Origin of the sequence: Ferruginibacter sp. (genome assembly GCF_049840995.1) — a bacterium.
GTDB lineage: Bacteria > Bacteroidota > Bacteroidia > Chitinophagales > Chitinophagaceae > Ferruginibacter.
In genome coordinates this window covers 474,509-491,703 of the sequence record NZ_JASGIP010000006.1, presented here as the reverse complement: position 1 = coordinate 491,703, position 17,195 = coordinate 474,509, and the positions used below count along the sequence as shown (strand labels likewise).

The following is a 17,195-nucleotide window of genomic DNA, read 5'->3' as shown; positions in this document are numbered from 1 at the left end:
CACCACTTAAAAAATAACAGGCATGAATTTTAATCTCTCTCAAATCCCCGACCGCAATAAGAAACCACGTGAACACGGCATTACCATGGTAATGGACAAAGGATTAAGCATTGAGGAGGCTAAGAATTTTATGAGTGTTTCGCACCCGCATGTGGATATTGTGAAGCTGGGTTTCGGAACCTCTTTTGTTACACCCAACCTGAAAGAGAAATTAGAGATATACAGATCATACGATATACCCGTTTATTTTGGCGGTACCTTGTTTGAAGCTTTTTTGATAAGGAACCAGTTTGAGGACTATATCAATGTGTGCAAGGAATTTGGCATCAGCTATATGGAAGTAAGCGATGGTTCCATTACCATACCACACGCTGAAAAATGTGGCTACATCGAAAAATTGACCAAGCACGGCACTGTATTAAGCGAAGTGGGCAGTAAAGATGCTGCACATATCATCCCCCCTTACAAATGGATAGAACTGATGAGGGCCGAACTGAACGCAGGATTCTACTTACGTGATTGCAGAAGCAAGAGAAGCGGGTAACGTGGGTATTTACCGTGGTACAGGAGAGGTGAGGGAAGGTTTGGTGCAGGAAATTCTTACCCAGATACCCGAAGGAAGGATATTGTGGGAAGCGCCGCAAAAAGCACAGCAATTATACTTTTTAGAACTTATAGGTTGCAACGTTAACCTGGGTAATATTGCCCCTAACGAAGTGATACCACTGGAAACCATGCGTATTGGTTTACGTGGCGATACATTCCACCTGTACCTGGATAAAAAAGTATCCTGATGAAATTGTATGGTGTTATAGGCTATCCGCTTGGGCATTCTTTTTCGAAAAAATATTTCACCGAAAAATTTTTGAATGAAGGCATCAGTGACTGTGCATACGAGATGTTTCCCTTACAGGCCATTGAGGAATTAAAGGATCTGCTTTTTGATCATCCCGAACTTTGCGGTTTAAATATTACGATCCCCTACAAACAGGCGGTGCTGCAATTTCTTACCGACAGGTCGCAATTGCCGGCGGGTTTAAATGCCTGTAACTGTATAAAAATTGCAGGCGATACGATTACCGGTTATAATACGGATATCATTGGTTTTGAAAGATCACTGCTGCCACTTTTAAAGCCGCACCATACGCAGGCACTGGTACTGGGTAGTGGCGGCGCTTCGGAAGCTGTGCAGTATGTGTTAAAAAAACTGCAGATCGCTTATAAAGTGGTGAGCAGGCAGGCTGGTAAAGCTGCCGGTTTAACTTATGCTGACCTGGATGAAAATACCATTGCAACGCATACACTCATTATCAATACCACACCATTGGGCACTTACCCCAACAGCAATGAATGTCCTGACATTCCTTATCAATACCTTGGCAGCGAACACTACTTATTCGACCTGGTATACAATCCTCCCCAAAGCCTGTTTTTACAAAAAGGAGCCGAGCGAGGCGCTGCTATTAAGAATGGTTACGAAATGCTGGTGATACAGGCAGAAGAAAGCTGGAATATCTGGAACGAAAAATAATTGTTGATCAGCCTATACAGCTAAAAGTCCCTTTAATTTACCGGGTATAGCCACTACTTTTTTAGTATTGTAATCATAAGAGATCATGGTGGTACGGGCGAGTGCGGCGATAATTTCCTGCTCATTCCTTTTTACAGATAAGCGGTAGTACAACTCAAAACTTACCCTTGATATTTCACCAACGGCAATGCTTACCTGCAGTATATCGCCATAAAAAACCTCGGCTTTAAATTCCACCATCAGGTCGGAGAGTATCAAACCGGTCCCTTCAATATTCAGTTCGGTGTAGCCATGCCCGCTCAGCCACAGCATCCTTGCTTCGTGAATAATGGAAACAAATGTATCGTTGCCCAGGTGATTGCCATAATTGATATCGGTTATCCGTACGGGGATAGCGAAAGAAGCGATATTATTATTGGGTATTTCTATTTTTATCCGGGCCATATTGTATAAAGATAACCAGGATTTTGTAATGGGGAAGGGGTAGCTGCTACTTGTCGTCTTCCAGTATCTTGCTCAGTTCAATAATATCCATAAAATTAGCGAGGGAAGGGGCTACTGCATTATTGGTCATTTTATCTCTCCATGCTGCAAATGTTTTTCTCCATTTGGCACTTTCTTCAATAATGATCTCGATGTTTTCCTGTGTATCGGGATCTTTACCGGTAAGGTATCCTGCCAGGTTAGAGAATTTGGAAGATACTTTTACTGTTTGCCCATCGGCGCCGATGATACTGAAATACCTGTTGGGAGCATTTACCAATGCAATATCCATGGGCGATTCGCCAATGCTGTTCTGTAGTTTTTTGTTATTGCCTGTTGCCGGATCTTTTGCCAGGTCATTCACCGTGTTGTTGCCAACATAACCGGGATCGTCAACATCAACTATAGTGGTGTTTTTACCGGTATATTTTTTCTTTTCTTCAATGGAGTTTTTAGTGTTTGCAACTGCAGGTTGTGCGGCAGTATCATTACCATTTGCGATTACAGGTTGCAATAATTGTTTACTGCCTGTAACTGCCTGTTCGCCGGCAATATTATTTTGCCTGGTGCTATTTATAACAAAAAAACTGATAATGGCTGCTACAGCCGCGGCTGCTGCAATGCGCAGGTAGATGACCTTATTTTTTTTACCAATGATTGTTTTTTCCTCTGCTGCATCCAGCTTGCTGGCAATGTTCTGCCATGCAATACCGGGAGGGGCTACACTATATTCTTTTATCCTTTCCGTATAATTTTTTGTAAGGGGAGCAGTCTCGTTATCCAGCTGATCAAATATATTTTGCAATACGCCGGAAGGAGGAGCCATTTCGTAAGCCTGCATTTTAGTGCCAACAGTCACAGGTATTTCTTTGGCTTCATCGTCGAGCTTGCTGACAATGTTAACCCAGGCATCTGCGGGAGGTGCCACCTGGTGGTTATGAATTTTATTTAACCAATTGTTGGGCATAATTAACTTTAATTAAAGCCGGGTTTGTTTCGTTTTTATTTTCAGATATCGCTTATTTTATCATCCACCAATTTCTTCAGTATTCCTTTTGCTCTTGCCAGCTGCGATTTACTGGTGCCTTCGCTGATCCCTAAAATATCGCCGATCTCTTTATGTGAATAGCCTTCAATTACGTACATGTTAAAAACCTGCCTGTATCCCGGGCTCAGGCCCTGGATCATGGTAATGATGTCTTTTTCGGCAAGGTTGTCTAAAGCGTCCCAGGTTGGGTCTTCAATAATTACTTCCTGGGTATCCGAGACAGAAAAACTTTTGATTGCTCTCCTGAAATGTTCGATAGAGGTATTTACAAATATTCTGCGCACCCATCCTTCAAAGGAACCTTCTCCGCGAAACCTGTCGAGGTTTTTAAAAACCTTGACAAATCCATCCTGTAAAAGATCCTGGGCATCTTCTGCATCTTTACAATACCGGAGGCAGACCGCATACATTTTGGATGAATAACGCTGATAGAGCAATTCCTGCATCTTCCGGTCTTTATTTAAACATCCATTAATTAAGTCGGCCTCAGGGACAGTTAGGTTGCTTTCAGTATTCAAAATAAGACAGGTTTATTTATTTTGTTTAATAATGGCACCTGTTGTTGTTTTTGCAGCTTAAACATCACTTAAAAAAGCGATCAGTTTTTCCATGGCTTTTTTCCGATGACTGAACACAGACTTCTCTTCCATGGTCATTTCTGCAAAGGTTCGGGTGCTTCCATCGGGGATAAAGACGGGATCGTACCCAAAACCGTTGCTTCCTTTTCTTTCCATAGTAATGGTGCCGGGGCAGATACCTTCAAAAATAAACTCTTTGTTGTTGAGGATCAATGATATAATAGTTCTGAAACGGGCTTCGCGGCTGGAATTTTGCTCCATTTCTTTTAATAATTTATCAATATTAGCATCGAAAGAGCGGGATTCGCCGGCATAGCGGGCGCTTTTTACACCAGGAGCGCCATTCAGTGCTGCCACTTCCAGTCCGGTATCTTCACTAAAGCAGTTTTTGCCGGTGAGCTTGTGGATGACGCTGGATTTTTCGGTGGCGTTGGCTTCCAGGGTATCGTGCGGCTCGGGTATATCTATATCAATACCCGATTCTTTTAATGTAATAATGTTGAAACGGCTGCCGAGCACCAGCCTTATCTCATCCACCTTATGCTGGTTGTTGGTGGCAAATATCAGTGTATCCATTTTGTATTATATGATCAGGCCAATGAAAAAAATTGTTTCAGGCAGTTCCATAATTTGCCTTTTTCAGCCTTGTCGGCTGCAATGATATTTAATGCAGGCGCCGAAAGATATACCTGCTCATTGAATTTCTGTAACTGGTAATGGGGGAACTGCAGGGGCAACTGTAACTGCAGCGGATCCACACCAAAAAGAATCATCTTTTCTGCACCCAGTTGTTCTGTAATACCCGTATAATTAAGTGTATTGTTCTTTGCCATATTCACCAAAGCCACATCGGCCATAGATAATTTGCAGGCTGCCAGTATGCCCATTAAAAAATCCAGTTCATCATCGGGCAGGTAAAGTGCATTTTCCCGGCTGGCAACAATGGTTACCTGCTTTTGGTTATTGCCTAAAAAACTGATGCCTGCAGGCCCTGCAGCCGCCGTTTTTGGTGTGGCAGTATTTAACTCCACCAGCGAATTTTTGAACAGATCCTGCAGCACAATTGCCGGTAGCTGAATATTTTCTAAACTCATAAAAGCCCGCTTTATACGCTGTTTTTTTTGTTTCTTTGCTGTAAAATTAATGAATATGACCGCAGCTGCAGATATTAATGTTACCAAGGCCGAACAAAGCAAACTAAAAGATATTAACCTGGAGAATCTTCCTTTTGGAAAATACTTTACCGATCACATGCTGGAAGTGGATTACGAGGATGGGGAATGGAAGAATGCGGAGATAAAACCTTACCAGCCTTTGCTGATGGCGCCCTCGCTGGCGGCCCTGCACTACGGACAGGCCATTTTTGAAGGCATTAAAGCTTATAAGAATGAACAGGGGGAGGCTTTTATCTTCAGGCCTTATGATAATTTCAAACGTTTTAATATTTCGGCAGAAAGGATGGAAATGCCCTGTGTACCGGAAGAGTTATTCATGGAAGGTATGCGTATGCTGATAGATATTGACAGGAACTGGATACCCAACCTGCCGGATCATTCATTATACATCAGGCCCTTTATGTTCAGCAGTGATGAAATGATAGGGGTGAGGCCGAGTGAAAAATATAAGTTCATGATCATTTTAAGCCCTACCGGGCCTTACTATGCGGCTCCTATGCGTATTAACGTGGAAGAGAAATATGTAAGGGCGGTTCCGGGCGGTATTGGCTATGCAAAAGTGGCCGGCAACTACGGTTCTGCCATGTATGCTACTGCACAGGCACGCAAGCAGGGGTACGACCAGGTGTTGTGGACCGACGCACTGGAACACAAATATGTGCAGGAATGCGGCACGATGAACGTGTTCTTTGTAATGGGTGATACCGTGGTAACCCCCGACCTGGAAGCGGGTACCATACTGGCCGGCGTTACCCGTGACAGTGTTATTACCATACTCAGGGAAATGGGCTTTAAAGTGGAGGAGCGGCCGATCAGCATTGACGAGATCATTGCGGCGCATAAAAACGGCAGCCTGCAGGATGTATTTGGTACCGGCACAGCCGCCACCATATCCCTGATAAAGGAGCTTAAATACAAGGATTACGCGATGCTGTTTGACGTGGATAAATGGAAAGCTGCCAAGGAAGTAAAGAGAAGAATGGACGCCATTAAATATGGACAGGCGGCGGATAATAATGGGTGGATGTTTAAGATTTGAGATTTTAGATGGGCGATTTTAGATTTTGTCCACAAACCTTTGGCCTGATTTGACCTGTTTTTTAGGGAATTGGGTGGTTTTGGGGCCCTAAAAGTGGAAAACTTTCGGCAATGTAAAAAAATCTTAGATCGGAAATCTAAAATCTAAAATTTTCCCCTACCTTTGCCGTCCGAAAAATAAAAGCATAATAATGCCTACAATTCAACAGTTAGTAAGAAAAGGAAGAGAAATTATCAAGGCCAAGAGCAAATCAAGGGCTTTGGATAGTTGTCCTCAACGCCGTGGTGTGTGCACCAGGGTTTACACAACAACTCCTAAAAAACCAAACTCTGCTTTACGTAAAGTAGCAAAGGTTAGGTTAACCAATAAGATCGAGGTGATCGCCTACATCCCGGGTGAAGGTCATAATTTACAGGAACACTCTATCGTACTGATACGTGGTGGAAGGGTAAAGGATTTACCAGGCGTACGTTACCATATCGTACGTGGTAGTCTTGATACTGCTGGTGTAAAAGACCGTAAGCAAAGCCGCAGTAAATACGGTACTAAAAAAGAAAAAGCTAAAAAATAACCCTTGACCCGTCATAGGGAAAAGGAAAATAAGTATTTAAAAACGGTTGAGTAAAGTTTTAATACTTGAAGAAATTCAGCCTAAAATAAAAATTAAACAATGCGTAAATCACAACCCAAAAAGATACCATTAGCACCAGATCCAAAGTTTAACGACAAACTGGTTACACGTTTTGTAAACAACCTGATGTGGGCTGGTAAAAAGAGTGGCGCTTATATTATCTTTTACGATGCTTTGGATAAAGTAGCTAAACAAACCGGTGAGAACGGTTATGAAGTTTGGAAAAAAGCATTGGCTAACATCACTCCTGGTGTGGAAGTTAGAAGCCGCCGTATTGGTGGTGCTACTTTCCAGATCCCTGCCGAAGTTCGTGCTGACAGGAAGATTTCTTTAAGCATCAAATGGATGGTAAAATACAGCCGCGAAAGGAATGGCCGCAGCATGGCTGATAAATTAGCCAACGAAATCGTAGCTGCAAGCAAAGGTGAAGGAGCTGCATTTAAAAAGAAAGAAGATACACACCGTATGGCTGAAGCTAACAAGGCATTTGCTCACTTCAGGATATAACAGTTGTAAATATATTGATAAAGCCGTCTTTTTTAAGGACGGCTTTTTTATTTTCCCTAACTTTAGTTCTCATCTAAAAACATTTATTGCTGTATGAACACAAGAAGAACGTTTATAAAACAGTCGGGATTATTAACTGCAGGATTAATGATGAATCCCTCGGAAATGATGAAGAAACAAAAGATTGTTGGCCTGCAGCTGTATTCTGTAAGAGATATTATTGTAAAAGATCCGAAAACAGTGATACAGAATGTTGCTGCGGCAGGATACAACGAAGTAGAGATGTACGGGCTGAGCGCTGATAATAAATTCTATGGTCTTACGGTAGATGAACTGGTGCAGGTTTTAAAACAGAACAACCTGAAAAGCCCCAGCGGGCATTATACGCCTAAAAATTTCTTTTTGAGAATGGCAATGGCGATGATGTAAAGAATTTTTGTGCAGTGGGCCATCAGCTGGGCCATAGTCATATCATCATCCCCTGGTTAAAAGAGGAGAACAGGAAAACCATTGACCAGTATAAAACGCTTGCAGAAAGGATCAACAAAGCGGGTGAAATATGCAAGGGTGAAGGGTTGCAACTGGCTTATCATAATCATGATTTTGAATTTAAAGATATGAATGGTGAACATGGTTACGATATCTTACTGAATAATACTGATAAGAACCTGGTGAAATTTGAGATGGACCTTTACTGGGTAGTGAGAGCAGGATATCAGCCGGTGGAAATATTTAAAAAACATCCCGGCCGCTTCCCCTTCTGGCATGTAAAGGATATGGACAAGGCTGATAAAACAAAGAATACCGAAGTGGGTAATGGTACCGTTGATTTTAAAACCATTTTTGCAAGCGCCAAACTTGCAGGTGTTACACACTATATCGTTGAGCAGGAAAATAATTATGTGCCCGATATCTATGCAAGTATTAAAGCAAGCAGTGGGTATACCAAAACTTCTTTGCTGAAATAGAAAATATCGGATGTGCGAATATCGAATGTGCGAATGTTGAATTGTTTAAATTCGATATTCGCACATTTTACATTTCTATATTCCTGAAATCAATGTTTATACAATGATTTTGTACTACAAATAAATTTTTTCTGCTTGTAGTACAAATGACAAAATCTGGAAAACCACTGCTGGTGCGGTTTTCGGAAGAAATTAAGCCGTTTATTTTCAATAGGTTAATAAATAATTTCAAGAGCCGAATTTGTTAACAATTACTTAAAAAGCTCCTCATTGTTTTGACGCATCTTTGCAGCAAATTAACTAAAATGAGAATGAAATTTTTATTAACCGCATTAATGGCATTGGTATTCTCCTATGCCTTTTCGCAGGAGACCACATCAGAGATACAGGGTATCGTAACTGATGGCAGCAATGGTCTCGCCAACGCTACGATCGTAGCTGTTCACACCCCGACTGGTACCAAGTACACTACTACCAGCCGTAAAGATGGCCGTTACAACATTCCCAACGTTCGTGTGGGTGGCCCTTACGAAGTATCTGTAACATTTGTAGGTTTTAAACCGGAAAAACAGGATAATATCACCCTGCTTTTAGGCCAGGCTTACAAAGCTGATTTTAAAATGTCTTCCAGCAGCACTGTTTTAACCGAAGTGGTGGTGGCTACAAGAAGGCAGGATAAGATATTCAGCAATAACAGGACCGGTAGCCAGGAGGTGATCAACCGTACACAGATCGAAAGGTTGCCTACTATCAACCGTTCCTTACAGGACTTTACCAAACTGGAACCAACTTCCAACGGTTTAAGTTTTGGTGGCCGCAGCAACCAGTACAACAACGTAACTGTTGATGGCGCCAACTTCAACAACTCTTTTGGTCTTTCCGGTACATTGGGCGGCCAGACTGGTTCTCAGCCTATCAGCCTGGATGCGATCGAACAGATACAGGTAAACGTTTCTCCTTATGATATCCGCCAGGGTGGTTTTACAGGCGCCGGTATCAATACTGTTACCCGCAGCGGTACCAACCAGTTCAGGGGAACTGTTTATACTTACCTAAAAAATGAAGATTTCCAGGGATATAAAGTTGCTAATACCAAACTGACCAAAACACCTATCAAATTTAACCTGAGAGGTTTTGCTATAGGTGGCCCGATCATTAAAAATAAATTATTCTTCTTTGTAAGTGGCGAACAGGTAAGGCAGGAACTGCCCGCTACCAGCTTTATTGCATCTGATGCATCGCATCCTGTAACTCCGGGTAGTGTATCGCAGGCAAATGCTGATACATTGTCTAAACTGGCTTCCTTCCTGCAAACCAAGTTTGGTTACAATGCAGGTCCGTTCCAGGGTTACAATCAAAAAACACAGAGTGATAAGATCACTGCAAAGATCGACTGGAACATCAATGAAAAAAATACTTTCACACTGAAATACAATTACCTGAAATCAAGCGCCGACCAGTTTGCAAGTACGAGTAGGAACGGTTTCTCAGGTTTTGTTACCGGTGGCCAGCCAGGTAATACTTCTATGCCTTTCCAGGGTAGTGGTTATGTGATCAACAATAATTTCAACATCTTTATTGCAGAATTGAACACCAGGTTCAGCAACAAAATGGTGAATAAATTCCAGATCGGTTACACTGCACTGCGTGATTTCCGTACTACCCAGGGTAATTCTGATCTGCCATTGGTGGATATTCTTTCCGGTGGTAATATCTATACCACTTTTGGTTATGAGCCTTTTACTTACAACAATAAACTGAACACGAATAACTTCCAGTTCTCAGACATCCTGACTTTCTACAACGGAAGCCATGAGATCACTGCAGGTACACAGAATTCATTCAAAAAATACCTGAACGGTTTTGCTCCTGCTTACCAGGGTGCTTACCAGTTTGCAAGTCTTACTGATTTTTATAACAGCGTAAATAACGGTACCACTACTGCATTACGTTATGCAGTTCAGTATTCTGCTTTAAAAGATGGTTCATTCCCTTATGCTAAAGCAGGCTCTAACGATATCAGTTTATTTGCACAGGATAAATGGAGTGTTAGAAAGAACTTTACCCTTACTTATGGCATCAGGTTCGACTACTCTGCTTATACAGGATCATTTGACCAGAACCCTGATTTTGCTGCTTTAACTTTTGCGAATGGTTCTCACTATGATGTGGGTAAAAAACCAAGCAATGCATTACTGGTTTCTCCAAGACTGGGTATCAACTGGGATGTACTGGGCGATAAAACTTTACAGATCAGAGGTGGTGGTGGTATCTTCTCCGGTGCTCCTCCATTTGTATGGATCAGCAACCAGGCGAGTAACAATGGTGTGCAGTTTGGTTCGGTTATCAAAACCGGTGCAACTGCAGTTCCATTCAGCACAGATCCTAATGCTTACAAACCAACCGGTGGTGCAGCCAACACTGCTTACAGTGTAGCGCTGGTGGATAATAAATTCAAATACCCTTCAGTTTTAAAAACAAGTTTTGCTGTTGATAAGAAACTGAAAAATGACTGGGTATTGACCTTAGAAGGTACTTATACCAAAGATATCAACGCGGTTTATTATTCTAACGTGAACCTGAATGAGACCAACGGATTTGCTTTAGGCGGTGCTGATAACAGGATGCGTTATTTAACTACTGTTTCTACTTCAAACAAATATTATTTCGCAGGTACTTCTGCATCTAATCCTAACCTGGGTAATGCTATCCTGATGAAGAATTCAAGCAAAGGTTATTCTTCTACCACTACATTCAGGGTACAGAAAACCATCAAGAGTTTGTACCTGAGTGCTGCTTACACGCATTCAAGAAGCAAGAATACTGCTGAAGGCGGTAGCACTGCGGGTAGCTTGTGGAGCGGCCGTTCAATTGGTAATGTTGATCCTAATGCTGATAACCTTGCCAATGCATCATGGTACCAGCCTCACCGTGTAGTTGCATTTGCTTCTTATAAATTCAACTACGCTAAATATTTTGCTACCAGCATCGGCCTGTATTTTGAAGCTGCACCAAACGGTGTTACTTCTTATATCTACAATGGCGACCTTAACGGTGACGGTAACACGAACGACCTGATCTATATTCCAGGTGTTTCTACTTCTACCACTGGTGCTGACCAGATCGTACTGGTTAAATCCGGTTCAGGTGGCCTGGGTACCGGTACCAGCACTGATACACGTACTATTGCACAGCAATGGGCTCAGTTGAATGCTTTTATCAACCAGGATAATTATTTATCTGCTCACCGCGGAGAGATAGCAAAAGCTAACGCGGTAGTATTGCCTTACTTTAAAAAACTGGATCTGAATATCACACAGGATATCTCTGTAAGGACCGGTAAAGGTGCACAAGGTGACCGCCACACTTTAAGGTTATCACTGGATATCCTGAACGTGGGCAACCTGCTGAACAAATACTGGGGTATTGTTAAATCTGCAACAGTTACCAACTTCCTGCGTTACGAAGGATTGGGCGCTGATGGTAAGACACCTGCATTCTCCTTTACACAACAGGATGCAACCAACCTTACTCCTTATGTGAACAGTTTCTCTAACAGCACGAGCATAGCTTCCCGCTGGCAGATGCAGTTTGGTATACGTTACCTGTTCAACTAATCAGTTAAGCTGAAATATTTTAAAAATGCCCCGGTTTTACCGGGGCATTTTTAATGGCTATAAGATGTCAGGGCAGCAGGAGGCTGTTTATCTTAAAAGTTTCCACATCATTACCTACCAGCTCGCCATTGCTTACCAGGGTTGCCGTTGAACTGTTGTTGCCTGTTAACTGTAGTGTTCCGTTGCTGTCATTCAGCTGTATGGGTTCGCCTTGCAACGTGATAACAGAAGATTGTTGATCCAGGTCGTTGTTGAACATACGCCCGGGCAATGTCTGGTACATCAGGAGCTGTGTCAATGTGTTGATATCCGCTGCATCTATACTTGCTATATCCGGGTAACCGGCCTGCATAAATGCCGCATTGGTGGGTATTAATAATGTATAAGAGCCCGAACTGAGTACCGATGCAAAATTGGTACGGGCAAATGCCTCGTTAAATAATGAAATGCTGGTATCCGTAACCGATAGTTGTGTAATGGAAGGTGCCGGCGGATTGACGAACCTGGTTATTTTGTACAGGTATGCAGTACCCGCCATTGCGGGTGTGGCAGAGATGGCTGCGGCCCCTTCAAAAAATAATTGCGAACCGGTACTGTCTGCAAAAAATGCGCTGCCCAGTTCTGTATCAAACGGTGTTTCGGTATTGGAACTGCCACTGAAATTAATGCTGTTGGCAAAAGAATAATATTTTACTATGGAGTCACAGGCAGCAGGATTGAGTGTGGCTGCAATGGCAGATGTGATGCCGGCATTGATAAAAGCACTATCCACCGGCGCTACAATGGTGCCGCTGCTGTTAACATAACTGCCATCACCCGAACGGTTAATAATAGACGAAAATATCGTTAACGACGGATCGCCGCTGATAGCAGATACTGCATCATTGGATTGTGTTACGGTGTCATTTTTTTTGCAGCTGCTGAATAGGCATGCTAATGCCGGAGCAATAAGGATTGCTGTGAAAATTTTACTTTTCATTGTCGATTAAATTTAAGATTGAAGAATGCCCTATTGAATATTTTATGGGCGCAAGGTTTAATGCGGTTGCTGCGTTTACAGCAGCTTAACATATGTTAGTGAAGGATGCGAATATTTACTTTTTTATGACACAGTGATGCAGGATAAAAAAAACGCCGGCAATTTGCCGGCGCTATACAGTATAGTAAAATGAATTAGATGAAACTTTTTTCTGCCATATCAGGAATGTCCACGGCTTTGTAAACGCCTGCATCCAGTTTCTTTTTTGTTTCTTCAAATGCCTGCAGTGTTTTTTCAATATCTGCATCGCTGTGTGCCGCGGTGGGGATGAGCCTGTAAATAATATCTCCTTTCGGTATCACAGGATACACAACGATAGAACAGAAGATACCATAATTCTCTCTCAGGTCCATTACCATTTGCGTAGCTTCAGGTACATCGCCTTTCATATAGATCGGTGTAACGGGGCTGTTGGTATCGCCAATGTCAAAACCTCTTTCTTTTAAACCATTCTGCAGTTTATTTACGTTGCTCCACAATTTTTCTCTCAGCTCCGGCATGGTCTTGATCATTTCCATGCGCTTCAGCATTCCTTCCACCACTAACAATGGAACGCTTTTGGCAAATATCTGCGAACGTACATTGTAGCGCAGGTATTTGATCACTGCTTTTGGCCCGCAGATAAATCCACCCAGGCTGCCCAGGCTTTTTACCATCGACGAAAAATACAGGTCGATACCATCCTGGCAATTCTGTGCTTCATCTGCACCGGCGCCGGTAGCACCCATATAACCAAATCCATGTGCATCATCGATGAACACACGGAATTCGTATTTTTTCTTCAATGCAACGATCTCTTTTAAAATACCCTGTTCGCCATCCATTCCAAATACACCTTCAGTGATCACCAGGATACCGCCACCATTCTTATTGGCCATTTCAGTTGCACGCTGCAATTGTTTTTCGCAATCGTCAATATCATTGTGTTTAAATGCATAGCGATGGCCCATGTGCAGGCGCACACCATCCACAATGCAGGCATGTGATTCTGCGTCGTATACGATCACATCACGGCGGTTGACCAGTGCATCGATACAGCTTACCACGCCCTGGTAGCCAAAGTTCAGCAACATCGTATCCTCGCGGCTGGTAAAATCGCTGAGTACTTTTTCCAGTTCCTCGTGTTTGGAAGTATTACCACTCATCATCCTGGCGCCCATTGGGTTACCCATGCCGTATTTTGCAGCGGCTTCTGCATCCACTTTCCTGATGTCGGGATGGTTCACCAATCCCAAATAATTATTCAGGCTCCACACCAGTACATCTTTACCCCTGAATTTCATATGAGGGCCTAATTCGCCTTCCAGTTTTGGAAAGGCAAAATATCCATGTGCCCTGTCCATATGCTGGCCGATCGGGCCACCATCTTTTACCAGTTTTTCAAAAACATCCATGCTTGCTTATGATTTAGATTTTGAAGCAGTTTGCAACTGCATTCATTAATTTAATAAAAATATAATAATTGCGGGCAAAAATACGGCAAATAAGGCTTTATACAAAACGCCGGGCCGGGCATCGGGCTTATGTTTGAACAGTTGTGAACAGCTTACAATGAAATTTATTTTAAAGTGTTGATTACTCGGCCCATAACGTTGAAAAAAATAAAGAATCCTTATCATTCCTTTCGGTTTATAAAGGTATAATTCGCCTAAATTTGTTTTCCTTTTTAAAATAGATATATGACCCGTAAAAATGTTGTTCTTGCACTGTTGATATCGCTTTGTTTTTCTGCCGCTGCACAAACGCCCAGGCCTAAATTAGTGGTAGGCGTTGTAATTGACCAGATGCGCTGGGATTATTTGTACCGCTACAACGAATTGTATGGTAACGGTGGTTTTAAAAGATTGCTGAAAGAGGGCTTTAGTGCTGAAAATACGTTGATACCGTATTTACCTACTTATACGGCTGTTGGCCATACCTGTATCTATACGGGCAGCGTGCCGGCTGTTGCGGGCATTGTGGGCAATAACTGGTACGACAGAAGCATTAATAAATTTGTGTACTGTACAGATGATTCAACTGTAAACACCGTGGGTAATACCGGTAATGCCGGAAAAATGAGCCCGGATAATTTATGGGCCACTACTGTTACTGATGAATTGCGCCTGAGCAATAATTTTAAAAGCAAAGTGATCGGCATCGCATTAAAAGACAGGGGTGCTATTCTGCCTGCAGGGCACAGCGCCAATGCTGCTTATTGGTACGATGGTGGTAAATGGATCAGCAGTACGCATTATATGACCGCATTGCCGGACTGGGTAAAGAAATTCAATGATAAGGACCTTGCCGGTACTTATATGAGCAGCGACTGGAATACACTGTTGCCGATCGATCAGTATACATTGAGCACGGCTGACGATAAGCCTTACGAGAATATGATAAGAGGAGAGAAGACGGTAACTTTTCCGCATAAACTTTCTGCAATTGAAGCAGGTAATAAATACGAATCGTTCCGCACTACACCTTTTGCCAATACTTTTACTTTTGATTTTGCCAAAGAAGCTATTGAAAGCGAAGGACTGGGAAAAAATACCGTAACAGATTTTTTAGCGGTGAGTGTTTCTTCTACTGATTATGTAGGTCATGCATTTGGTCCTAACTCTATTGAGATAGAAGATACTTACCTGCGTTTGGACAGGGATATTGAAAGCTTTCTGAATTACCTGGATGCCAAGATAGGCAAGGGCAATTATACACTCTTCTTATCTGCAGATCATGGTGTGGCGCATATACCGGATTTTTTAAAAGAGCATAATTTACCTGGTGGTATCGTTGATGAAACAGAGATCATGAAAGACCTTAACAGGCAGATAGATGAAAAATTCGGTATGAAGAGCGCTGTTAAAACGGTGATGAATTACCAGGTATACCTTAACAGGAAGAATATTGCTGATTCAGGGAAATCGATCACTGATATCAAACAATTTGTGATAGATGCGCTGAAAGAAAAAGACTATATCGTAAACGCAGTTGATCTGAACCAGATAGAAGGCGCTTCTTTTCCTGCACCGCAAAAACAAATGATGCTCAACGGGTATAATCCCAAACGCAGTGGTGATATACAATTTATTTTTAAGCCCGGTTATTTCGACGGCAGCAAGAGAGGTACCACGCATGGATTATGGAACCCTTATGATGCACATATCCCCTGTTTGTTTTTTGGTTGGGGTATTAAACCCGGCAGAACCAACCGGGAAACTTATATGACCGATATTGCGCCTACAGTAGCTGCATTACTTCATATACAGATGCCCAGCGGTTCTGTTGGAAAAGTTATTACTGAACTTATCAAATAGCTTCGGAGATAACCGCTTCTGCAGGTGCTTCACTTTTTTGTGGCTGCGATGCCGCCCTGCTTTTAATAAGCCTGCTTACGCGGTATAACAATGTTACTGCTATAATGCTGATGCCTACTATGATGTAGCCGAGTGTATTATAATGCTCCAGCGGACTGAATTCATCTTTCTGCATTACTATCATACCTGCAACGGCAGCCGCAATGCCACCGGCGATCTGCTGCAACGAAGAGTTGATGCTCATGAATGCACCACGGTCCTGCATAGCGGGCACTGCCGATACAAGCGCCTGCGAAGGCACCATGCGGCTCATCACACCTGCCATCATCAACACATTTAAAATTACCACCAGCCAGATGGGTGTAACAGAAAGATTGGTATAGATCAATACCATTATCATCATCCATGCTGTTGCCACTGCAAATATTTTAAACTTATCGATCTTATCGCTCAGCCTGCCCACTAATGGCATGATCAATAAACTGCTGAAGCCGGATATCATGAATAAAGGCACCAGCTGGCCTTGTGTAATATGCAGGTTGTTGATGGCGAATGCGGTGCCAAAGGGCATCATCATAAAACCGCCGATGGATAATAAGGCAGTAGCGGTAAAGCCTACACGATAATCTTTTTTTGCAACGGTGTTCACCAAATGCGTTAAGGGAGAATGCTCCCGCTGTATGGCAAGATGAGCGGTTATTGGCTGCAGCTTTACTGCAATGGCAATAGCGATTATAGCTGCCATGGCTGCCACCCAGATGAACGGTGCATGCCATCCCAATACATTGGCAAGGTATAAACCTATGGGTATACCTAAAACCTGGCTGGCGCCAAAACCCATCTGCACAAAGCCCATTACACGGCCTCTTTGCTGTATGGTGAATATGTCGGCGATTATGGCCATGGATATAGAACCGATCACACCACCGAATAAACCTGTGATGATCCTTGCGGCTACCAGCAGGGGATAGCTAGTGGCTATACCACACATAATGGTACCTGCAATAAAGCCGATATAAAAGAAGAGTAATAATTTTTTACGGTCGAATTTATCTGCAAAGCCTGCTGTAAGCAAGCCTGATATACCGGCACTGAATGCATAAGCAGAAACAGCGAAGCCGAAATTGGCAGGTTTTAAACTCAGCGATTTCATCAGCATATCACCCAATGGAGACATGATCATAAAATCGAGGATGACGGTAAATTGGGTGATGGCCAAAATGAAGATGGCGAATTTCTGGTAACCGGTAAGCGGTATGATGTCTTTTTTTTCTTTTTTCATT

18 protein-coding genes are annotated in these 17,195 nt (G+C 42.6%); 10 read left to right on the top strand and 8 right to left on the bottom strand.

Translation table 11 applies throughout. The features are described 5' to 3' along the window. Positions 1 to 22: 22 nt before the first annotated feature. From QM738_RS17195 to QM738_RS17185, 3 genes are read left to right on the top strand one after another with little or no spacing between them, the layout of a single operon-like run. Positions 23 to 544, top strand: coding sequence for a phosphosulfolactate synthase (locus QM738_RS17195; RefSeq protein ID WP_462277961.1), 522 nt, complete (start codon positions 23 to 25; stop codon positions 542 to 544). After that, positions 516 to 794, top strand: a complete 279-nt coding sequence (locus QM738_RS17190) for a phosphosulfolactate synthase (RefSeq protein WP_462277960.1) — start codon at positions 516 to 518, stop codon at positions 792 to 794. Before QM738_RS17195 ends, QM738_RS17190 begins: the two co-directional genes overlap by 29 nt. After that, the gene (locus QM738_RS17185) at positions 794 to 1,531 is read left to right on the top strand and encodes a shikimate dehydrogenase family protein (RefSeq protein ID WP_462277959.1); all 738 of its coding nucleotides are present in this window, start codon (positions 794 to 796) and stop codon (positions 1,529 to 1,531) included. Before QM738_RS17190 ends, QM738_RS17185 begins: the two co-directional genes overlap by 1 nt. Before the next feature lie 12 nt (positions 1,532 to 1,543). On the opposite strand, the gene QM738_RS17180 is transcribed toward QM738_RS17185, so the two are convergent. The 5 genes from QM738_RS17180 to QM738_RS17160 form a co-directional block, all read right to left on the bottom strand. Further along, on the bottom strand, positions 1,544 to 1,975 hold the full coding sequence (locus QM738_RS17180) for an acyl-CoA thioesterase (RefSeq protein WP_462277958.1): 432 nt from the start codon (positions 1,973 to 1,975) through the stop codon (positions 1,544 to 1,546). A 46-nt stretch (positions 1,976 to 2,021) separates the two neighbouring features. Next, positions 2,022 to 2,981 carry a hypothetical protein gene (locus QM738_RS17175; protein WP_462277957.1) on the bottom strand — a complete coding sequence of 320 codons (960 nt, stop codon included), beginning with the start codon at positions 2,979 to 2,981 and terminating at the stop codon, positions 2,022 to 2,024. Between the two features lie 41 nt (positions 2,982 to 3,022). Next, a complete protein-coding gene (locus QM738_RS17170; protein WP_462277956.1) occupies positions 3,023 to 3,508 on the bottom strand; it encodes an RNA polymerase sigma factor in 486 nt (161 codons plus the stop codon). 129 nt (positions 3,509 to 3,637) lie between these two features. Further along, positions 3,638 to 4,216 carry an RdgB/HAM1 family non-canonical purine NTP pyrophosphatase gene (gene rdgB / locus QM738_RS17165; RefSeq protein ID WP_462277955.1) on the bottom strand — a complete coding sequence of 193 codons (579 nt, stop codon included), beginning with the start codon at positions 4,214 to 4,216 and terminating at the stop codon, positions 3,638 to 3,640. A gap of 14 nt (positions 4,217 to 4,230) precedes the next feature. Continuing rightward, a complete protein-coding gene (locus QM738_RS17160; protein ID WP_462277954.1) occupies positions 4,231 to 4,734 on the bottom strand; it encodes a hypothetical protein in 504 nt (167 codons plus the stop codon). A 55-nt stretch (positions 4,735 to 4,789) separates the two neighbouring features. Between QM738_RS17160 and QM738_RS17155 the strand changes: the two genes are divergently transcribed. The 6 genes from QM738_RS17155 (at position 4,790) to QM738_RS17130 (ending at position 11,577) form a co-directional block, all read left to right on the top strand. After that, positions 4,790 to 5,854: a branched-chain amino acid aminotransferase gene (locus tag QM738_RS17155; protein WP_462277953.1), complete on the top strand. Its 1,065-nt coding sequence runs from the start codon at positions 4,790 to 4,792 to the stop codon at positions 5,852 to 5,854. A 190-nt stretch (positions 5,855 to 6,044) separates the two neighbouring features. Next, the gene (gene rpsL / locus QM738_RS17150; RefSeq protein WP_462277952.1) at positions 6,045 to 6,425 is read left to right on the top strand and encodes a 30S ribosomal protein S12; all 381 of its coding nucleotides are present in this window, start codon (positions 6,045 to 6,047) and stop codon (positions 6,423 to 6,425) included. 99 nt (positions 6,426 to 6,524) lie between these two features. Beyond that, the gene (gene rpsG, locus QM738_RS17145) at positions 6,525 to 6,992 is read left to right on the top strand and encodes a 30S ribosomal protein S7 (protein ID WP_462277951.1); all 468 of its coding nucleotides are present in this window, start codon (positions 6,525 to 6,527) and stop codon (positions 6,990 to 6,992) included. 93 nt (positions 6,993 to 7,085) lie between these two features. Then, positions 7,086 to 7,421, top strand: a complete 336-nt coding sequence (locus QM738_RS17140) for a hypothetical protein (protein ID WP_462277950.1) — start codon at positions 7,086 to 7,088, stop codon at positions 7,419 to 7,421. A gap of 14 nt (positions 7,422 to 7,435) precedes the next feature. Next, entirely contained in the window at positions 7,436 to 7,960 is a 525-nt protein-coding gene (locus QM738_RS17135) for a sugar phosphate isomerase/epimerase family protein (RefSeq protein WP_462277949.1), read from the top strand. A gap of 305 nt (positions 7,961 to 8,265) precedes the next feature. Further along, positions 8,266 to 11,577 carry a TonB-dependent receptor gene (locus QM738_RS17130; RefSeq protein WP_462277948.1) on the top strand — a complete coding sequence of 1,104 codons (3,312 nt, stop codon included), beginning with the start codon at positions 8,266 to 8,268 and terminating at the stop codon, positions 11,575 to 11,577. 67 nt (positions 11,578 to 11,644) lie between these two features. Here QM738_RS17130 and QM738_RS17125 read toward each other — a convergent pair whose 3' ends face one another. After that, entirely contained in the window at positions 11,645 to 12,556 is a 912-nt protein-coding gene (locus QM738_RS17125) for a fasciclin domain-containing protein (protein ID WP_462277947.1), read from the bottom strand. Between the two features lie 194 nt (positions 12,557 to 12,750). Further along, positions 12,751 to 14,010 carry an aminotransferase class I/II-fold pyridoxal phosphate-dependent enzyme gene (locus QM738_RS17120; protein WP_462277946.1) on the bottom strand — a complete coding sequence of 420 codons (1,260 nt, stop codon included), beginning with the start codon at positions 14,008 to 14,010 and terminating at the stop codon, positions 12,751 to 12,753. Positions 14,011 to 14,295: 285 nt separating this feature from the next. On the opposite strand from QM738_RS17120, the gene pafA reads away from it, so the two are divergent. Continuing rightward, the gene (gene pafA, locus QM738_RS17115; protein ID WP_462277945.1) at positions 14,296 to 15,912 is read left to right on the top strand and encodes an alkaline phosphatase PafA; all 1,617 of its coding nucleotides are present in this window, start codon (positions 14,296 to 14,298) and stop codon (positions 15,910 to 15,912) included. Here the strand turns inward: pafA and QM738_RS17110 are convergent. Further along, the gene (locus tag QM738_RS17110; RefSeq protein ID WP_462277944.1) at positions 15,905 to 17,194 is read right to left on the bottom strand and encodes an MFS transporter; all 1,290 of its coding nucleotides are present in this window, start codon (positions 17,192 to 17,194) and stop codon (positions 15,905 to 15,907) included. The two genes, pafA and QM738_RS17110, sit on opposite strands and share 8 nt — an antisense overlap. Between the last annotated feature and the right edge of the window lies 1 nt (position 17,195).

Coding starts and splice junctions, on each gene's coding strand:
- QM738_RS17195 (WP_462277961.1), top strand. CDS start 23: ATGAATTTTAATCTCTCTCAAATCCCCGACCGCAATAAGAAACCACGT.
- QM738_RS17185 (WP_462277959.1), top strand. CDS start 794: ATGAAATTGTATGGTGTTATAGGCTATCCGCTTGGGCATTCTTTTTCG.
- QM738_RS17180 (WP_462277958.1), bottom strand. CDS start 1,975: ATGGCCCGGATAAAAATAGAAATACCCAATAATAATATCGCTTCTTTC.
- QM738_RS17175 (WP_462277957.1), bottom strand. CDS start 2,981: ATGCCCAACAATTGGTTAAATAAAATTCATAACCACCAGGTGGCACCT.
- QM738_RS17170 (WP_462277956.1), bottom strand. CDS start 3,508: ATGCAGGAATTGCTCTATCAGCGTTATTCATCCAAAATGTATGCGGTC.
- rdgB (WP_462277955.1), bottom strand. CDS start 4,216: ATGGATACACTGATATTTGCCACCAACAACCAGCATAAGGTGGATGAG.
- QM738_RS17160 (WP_462277954.1), bottom strand. CDS start 4,734: ATGAGTTTAGAAAATATTCAGCTACCGGCAATTGTGCTGCAGGATCTG.
- QM738_RS17155 (WP_462277953.1), top strand. CDS start 4,790: ATGACCGCAGCTGCAGATATTAATGTTACCAAGGCCGAACAAAGCAAA.
- rpsL (WP_462277952.1), top strand. CDS start 6,045: ATGCCTACAATTCAACAGTTAGTAAGAAAAGGAAGAGAAATTATCAAG.
- rpsG (WP_462277951.1), top strand. CDS start 6,525: ATGCGTAAATCACAACCCAAAAAGATACCATTAGCACCAGATCCAAAG.
- QM738_RS17140 (WP_462277950.1), top strand. CDS start 7,086: ATGAACACAAGAAGAACGTTTATAAAACAGTCGGGATTATTAACTGCA.
- QM738_RS17130 (WP_462277948.1), top strand. CDS start 8,266: ATGAGAATGAAATTTTTATTAACCGCATTAATGGCATTGGTATTCTCC.
- QM738_RS17125 (WP_462277947.1), bottom strand. CDS start 12,556: ATGAAAAGTAAAATTTTCACAGCAATCCTTATTGCTCCGGCATTAGCA.
- QM738_RS17120 (WP_462277946.1), bottom strand. CDS start 14,010: ATGGATGTTTTTGAAAAACTGGTAAAAGATGGTGGCCCGATCGGCCAG.
- pafA (WP_462277945.1), top strand. CDS start 14,296: ATGACCCGTAAAAATGTTGTTCTTGCACTGTTGATATCGCTTTGTTTT.
- QM738_RS17110 (WP_462277944.1), bottom strand. CDS start 17,194: ATGAAAAAAGAAAAAAAAGACATCATACCGCTTACCGGTTACCAGAAA.